Here is a 5576-nt window from a genome sequence, read left to right as displayed (position 1 = left end):
TGTTTCTAACGGCATTCCACATTCACAATAATCCTTATCTATTGTTTCCTTCAAGTCGTGACTGGCAGCGAATGTTAACAAATGAAATACCCGGAAGTGTAACCCGGTGGAGTCCACTACGGTTACGCAATTGCCATTTCATTCGTAAGGCATTCGACACCCACGGAATAAAAATCATACAAACTCTGTCTCTATTGTCAGTGATATCTCATATTCCGGATACTGCTTCTTCATGTATTCTACAAAAGATTCCCTCAACTCTTCCCAGTCTCTGAGTGCATAGTCCACAATGAGATCACAGTAGAGTGTACCGGTCTCTTTGCTCAGATATAACGCATGAAAACTCTTCACGTGCTCATTTACGCGTACGAACTTCCCGATGTATCTGCGGATATCAACGATAGCCGTAGTATCTTCATCGACCGCATAGATTCCAAATACCATCGTCACATGATATTCTTCCATGATCCGAAGCTGCAATCTATGAATCTCTTCATAGACTTCTCCGATGCTTCTTTTATGATCGATCTCGATATTCACCGAACCTGAATAGCGGTCCGGTCCATAATCGTGCAGCATCATATCGATCGCACTGATCACTCCATCTGTTGCACGGATTTCTTTATAAATCTTTCTCGCAAGTTCTTCTTTCCCCGACCGTCCGATCAGATCGGATGCCGTATTCTTAAGCGTGTCCACTCCGCTCTTTATCACGACAAAAGAAAACACAATACCTGCATAAGCATCCAGTGAGAAACCTGTAAATAAAAATATCACAGATGACAGGATTGTCAGACCTGAGAAATACGAATCATTTCTTCCATCTTCCCCCACTGCCAGTAATACTTCTGATTCTACGGATTTTCCTACTTTTATCGTATACATTCCCAGAATAAATTTGGTTACGGCTGTTCCTGCAACGATCAGTACCGTCAGTATACTGACATTCATATCTGACGGATGAAGGATTCCTTCCACAGACTCCTTAAGCATCCCCAGTCCGGCATATAATATCAGGACGCCGACCACCATACCTGTCAGATACTCTATTCTTCCATACCCAAATGGATGCTTTTCATCCGGATGTTTCCCGGAAAGTTTTGTCCCTATATAAGTCAGGAACGAAGATCCCGCATCCGTCGCGTTATTGATACCTTCCGACACGATCGCAATGGACGATGCCAGTGTCCCGATCATTATTTTCACTGCTGCGATCAGTAAGTTCACTAATATTCCGACCACAGACGTTCTTATTATCCGTTCCTGACGGCTTGATTCATTCATAATACACCTGTTCCTTCTTTTTTTCTGTATTTATGATAACATGCCAGCATTTCATTTACAAGATAACATAGAATGTTCGTTCCCTTACATTCTCCGGCATACAAAAGACGGCTTGATCTGTCCGAGAGCTCCGCCTCCGCCTGTTACCAGCATGATGATTCCGGCTGAAGCCATTCCTTTTTCCATCTCTGTAAGGGCTTCACGTCTGTCAAGGCTTCTTCCAAGTGTCAGAATTGCTACGATCAGTCCCAGGCCGACTGCTACGATCGGCTGACCGAGAAATACAAGTACATTCATGAATCCTTCTGAAGAGTTCTCTTCCCGTAAGGCAAAAAAGCTTTTTAAAGATCTTGACTGGATCATGGATTGTATGAAGAATGGCGATACTTCACGCATCTATGAGATTACATTGAAACATATGGAAACACCGCGTGATATCAATCTGGAAGATCTGTAAAAAAACCGTACAGCTATTTTCAACTGCACGGTTTTTCCATATATATTTCTTCTGTTTTCTTTGTATCTCCGATTGCACGGAAGCCATATTTTTCATAAAAGGCTTTTGCATCTTTTGTATGCAGCATTCCATACAGGTGCCCATTCTCTTTCATGATCCGATCCATCAAAATGGTTCCGAATCCCTGACTGCGGTACTTTTCTTCTATAACGAAATCCATCAGATAAAACGTCGTGACGCCGTCTGTCAGAACCCTTGCAAATCCAATCTGTCTGTCTTTTCCGGCCATACTGCTTTCCTTGATTCTGCCTTCACCGGTGCCGGCTTTCAAAAACAGACCATATGGACAAGAATTCTCCATACTTTTCCGGATCATCTCTTCCGTTCTGTCTTCTGCCCATTCTGTACTCCGTAAGAGATCTGTCACTTCCGACAGATGCATATTCTCTATATCTTTTCTGATATAGTAAGACGATTCTCTGTCTTCTCCTTCTGCGGTGATCTTATCTTCCGATATCTGCCGGATCACTTCACGCAGCTTCGTAAGATATGGATCTGCCATACATTCTTTTTCCCCGTAAGTCATCTGAAGATCATATTCCAGCGGAAGCCAGGTTGCAATATCCGCCTCGTTATGCTGGATCAAAGTCTCCATCTTATCCAGGGCATGCACGATCTTCGCTTCCATTGTCTCTTCTCTTTCCAGTTCCCCGAACAATTCATCCAACTCCTGCCGCTCTTTTCCCGGAAGCATTGCGGTCAGCAGTGTGAGCGCATCTCCTTCTGTTTCCCGGTCGTCATCCGTCTTCACAAATGCCGGAATATCACCGGTTAGCGCTTCCCCCAGATCATGGAACAGGCACATCTTCATCACCTTATCCATGTCACAATCCGGAAATTCTTCTTTTACCAGCCACGCAAATACACATAGACGGTACGTGTGTTCTGCCACACTTTCCCGCCTGTGATCTGTCATTCTGGAATGGCGCATATTACATTTCAGGTGTTCTGCCACACCCATAAAGTCTAATAATGTTTCTGGTCTCATTCTTCCTCTACTCGTTCAGATATTCCAACAGGCCCTGATATTCTTTTTTCATTAATCTGTTTCCATGCATATAGAAATGCTGCAGCTTATCGTAATCCTTCTCCATACGTGATACGGTCGGGATCAGTGGACGGATCACAAAAATCTTCCCTTCTTCTTCCAGCTTTTCGATCAGCTTCATCTGCCTGTTATATACCGCATTTCTTGTCATGATCACACGTACCAGATTCGGATATTTTTTATAGGCTCTTTTATAAAGCTGTTCTGTTGCTTTTAGCGCTCTCTTCTTGCGGTAGCCCGGATTTCTCGTCAGCACTACAACGATCTTGTCATTCCCTTTTTCCAATGCATACTCGATCGGAATGGAGTCTGCAAGTCCCCCGTCCATATACGGAATTCCGTCTACATTTGCAATCGGTGCTGCAAGCGGCATACTGCTTGATGCACGGCAGATCTTCATCAGACGTTCCGGATCCTTATCTTCTGACAGATACTCTGCAGCTCCTGTGATGCAATTCGTAACAACCAGTTCGCATTCCATCTCGGATGCAAAATACGTCTCGAAATCAAATGGATAGATTTCATTCGGAAATTTATCAAACAACATATCCATATCCATCAGTGCTTTTTCTTTCAATGTCTTCTTCAATCCGTATACATAATCATATTCTTTCTCACGGTGGATCACGCATTCCCGGCTCCGTCCAGCCTGTTTTGATACATAATCAACTGCATTGCAGGCACCTGCAGATACACCGATCACATTGGACATATACAGTTCTTTTCCCATCAGATAATCAAGGACTCCCGATGTAAATACTCCGCGATTGGCTCCGCCTTCCAATACTAATGTTGCTTTTATCATAGACTTCATACCTCTCTTTTGCTTTCTATTCTTCGTAGTTACCATTATATACCCTTTTTCATAGAAGGAAAAGAGGAACTTCCCTTGCTATTTTCCTATATATTTGATACTATATGCTAGTCAGCGTCTGCAAATCCGGACGCAGTCACTATCAATAGAGATTCAAACGGCAAGGAGAATATAAACCAATATGATTAGTACAAGTAATGTAACATTACGGGTTGGTAAAAAAGCCCTGTTCGAAGATGTTAATATTAAATTTACAGAAGGAAACTGCTACGGTCTGATCGGAGCAAACGGTGCAGGTAAATCTACATTTTTAAAAATCCTGTCCGGACAGCTTGAACCAACGAACGGTGAAGTTATCATCACACCAGGTGAGCGTCTTTCTTTCCTGCAGCAGGATCATTTCAAATATGATGAATATCCGGTACTGGATACTGTTATGATGGGAAATGCAAGACTCTATGAGATCATGAAAGAAAAAGAAGCCATCTATGCAAAAGAGGATTTCACCGATGAAGATGGTATGAAAGCCAGCGAACTAGAAGGCGAATTCGCAGCCATGAACGGATGGGAAGCAGAATCCGATGCCGCAACTTTGTTAAATGGTCTCGGCATTCCGGTTGAGATGCATTATGAAATGATGAAGAACTTAAATGGTCCGGAAAAGGTAAAAGTCCTGCTTGCACAGGCACTGTTCGGTAATCCGGATATCCTGCTCCTCGACGAGCCTACCAACCACTTAGACCTTGATGCGATCGCATGGCTCGAGGAATTCCTGATCAACTTTGACAATACTGTCATCGTTGTATCCCATGACCGTTACTTCCTGAACAAGGTCTGCACACAGATCGCAGATATCGATTATGGCAAGATCAAGCTCTATGCCGGTAACTATGACTTCTGGTATGAATCCAGCCAGCTTCTGATCCGTCAGATGAAAGAAGCCAATAAGAAAAAGGAAGAAAAGATCAAAGAGTTGCAGGAATTCATCTCTCGTTTCAGTGCCAATGCTTCAAAATCCAAGCAGGCTACTTCCAGAAAACGTGCACTGGAAAAGATCCAGCTTGATGACATCCAGCCATCCAGCCGTAAATATCCTTACATCGACTTCCGTCCAAACCGCGAGATCGGTAATGAAGTCCTTACGGTAGAGGGATTAAGCAAAACAATCGACGGCGAAAAAGTTCTGGATAACATTTCCTTTACTCTGAACCACGATGACAAGGTTGCATTTGTCGGAAGCAATGAGCTTGCAAAGACAACACTCTTCCAGATTCTTGCCGGAGAGCTGGAACCGGATGAGGGTACTTATAAATGGGGAATCACAACAACCCAGGCCTACTTCCCACTTGACAGCGGAAGTGAATTTGACAATGATTACAGCATCGTAGACTGGCTGACCCAGTATTCCGAAGAAAAGGATGCCACTTATGTACGTGGATTCCTCGGTCGTATGCTGTTCTCCGGTGATGACGGTGTGAAAAAGGTGCGTGTTCTTTCCGGAGGTGAAAAGGTACGCTGTCTGTTATCCAAGATGATGATCAGCGGTGCAAATGTACTAATACTTGATGAGCCTACCAACCACCTGGATATGGAAAGCATCACCGCACTGAACAACGGAATGACAAAATTCCCTGGTGTACTTCTTTTCTCTTCCAGAGACCACCAGATTGTACAGACTACTGCCAACCGTATCATGGAGATTGTTCCGGGCGGTAAACTGATCGATAAGATCACTACTTATGATGAATATCTTGAAAGTGATGAGATGGCTCGTAAGAGACAGACTTATACTGTTCAGGAGGAAGATAATTAAATTGATTTGGGATTTAATTTATGAACGGGGAAGCGGCCTCTCAGTCCTTGAAGGAAACAATAGATAAGGCTTCTTGTTCAGGTTCCATACCATAAGAAAC

The 5576-nt window shown here is 43.5% G+C and carries 6 protein-coding genes; 2 read left to right on the top strand and 4 right to left on the bottom strand.

What is annotated here, in order from left to right; translation table 11 throughout:
* Positions 1-174 precede the first annotated feature (174 nt).
* Together GT508_RS14085 and GT508_RS14080 are read right to left on the bottom strand one after the other, a co-directional pair.
* Positions 175-1284 carry a cation diffusion facilitator family transporter gene (locus tag GT508_RS14085; protein WP_161144496.1) on the bottom strand — a complete coding sequence of 370 codons (1110 nt, stop codon included), beginning with the start codon at positions 1282-1284 and terminating at the stop codon, positions 175-177.
* An 84-nt stretch (positions 1285-1368) separates the two neighbouring features.
* Positions 1369-1581, bottom strand: a complete 213-nt coding sequence (locus GT508_RS14080) for a GntT/GntP/DsdX family permease (RefSeq protein ID WP_330576957.1) — start codon at positions 1579-1581, stop codon at positions 1369-1371.
* Between GT508_RS14080 and GT508_RS14495 the strand changes: the two genes are divergently transcribed.
* On the top strand, positions 1580-1741 hold the full coding sequence (locus tag GT508_RS14495; protein WP_173792067.1) for a hypothetical protein: 162 nt from the start codon (positions 1580-1582) through the stop codon (positions 1739-1741). The two genes, GT508_RS14080 and GT508_RS14495, sit on opposite strands and share 2 nt — an antisense overlap.
* Positions 1742-1760: 19 nt before the next feature.
* Here GT508_RS14495 and GT508_RS14075 read toward each other — a convergent pair whose 3' ends face one another.
* On the bottom strand, positions 1761-2789 hold the full coding sequence (locus GT508_RS14075; RefSeq protein ID WP_055282693.1) for a bifunctional HD family hydrolase/N-acetyltransferase: 1029 nt from the start codon (positions 2787-2789) through the stop codon (positions 1761-1763).
* 7 nt (positions 2790-2796) lie between these two features.
* A complete protein-coding gene (locus GT508_RS14070) occupies positions 2797-3654 on the bottom strand; it encodes a patatin-like phospholipase family protein (RefSeq protein WP_161144495.1) in 858 nt (285 codons plus the stop codon).
* Between the two features lie 190 nt (positions 3655-3844).
* Here GT508_RS14070 and GT508_RS14065 point away from each other — a divergent pair, with 190 nt between their 5' ends.
* Positions 3845-5476, top strand: a complete 1632-nt coding sequence (locus GT508_RS14065) for an ABC-F family ATP-binding cassette domain-containing protein (protein ID WP_055282698.1) — start codon at positions 3845-3847, stop codon at positions 5474-5476.
* The last annotated feature ends 100 nt before the right edge of the window (positions 5477-5576 follow it).

Origin of the sequence: Dorea sp. BIOML-A1 (genome assembly GCF_009875615.1) — a bacterium.
GTDB classification, from domain to species: Bacteria; Bacillota; Clostridia; order Lachnospirales; family Lachnospiraceae; genus Dorea_A; species Dorea_A amylophila.
This window is presented reverse-complemented; position numbering and strand designations above follow the sequence as displayed.

Bases quoted from the DNA above. Each gene is read 5' to 3' on its own strand.
- GT508_RS14495 (WP_173792067.1), top strand. From the start codon at position 1,580: ATGAATCCTTCTGAAGAGTTCTCTTCCCGTAAGGCAAAAAAGCTTTTT.
- GT508_RS14080 (WP_330576957.1), bottom strand. From the start codon at position 1,581: ATGAATGTACTTGTATTTCTCGGTCAGCCGATCGTAGCAGTCGGCCTG.
- GT508_RS14065 (WP_055282698.1), top strand. From the start codon at position 3,845: ATGATTAGTACAAGTAATGTAACATTACGGGTTGGTAAAAAAGCCCTG.
- GT508_RS14070 (WP_161144495.1), bottom strand. From the start codon at position 3,654: ATGATAAAAGCAACATTAGTATTGGAAGGCGGAGCCAATCGCGGAGTA.
- GT508_RS14085 (WP_161144496.1), bottom strand. From the start codon at position 1,284: ATGAATGAATCAAGCCGTCAGGAACGGATAATAAGAACGTCTGTGGTC.
- GT508_RS14075 (WP_055282693.1), bottom strand. From the start codon at position 2,789: ATGAGACCAGAAACATTATTAGACTTTATGGGTGTGGCAGAACACCTG.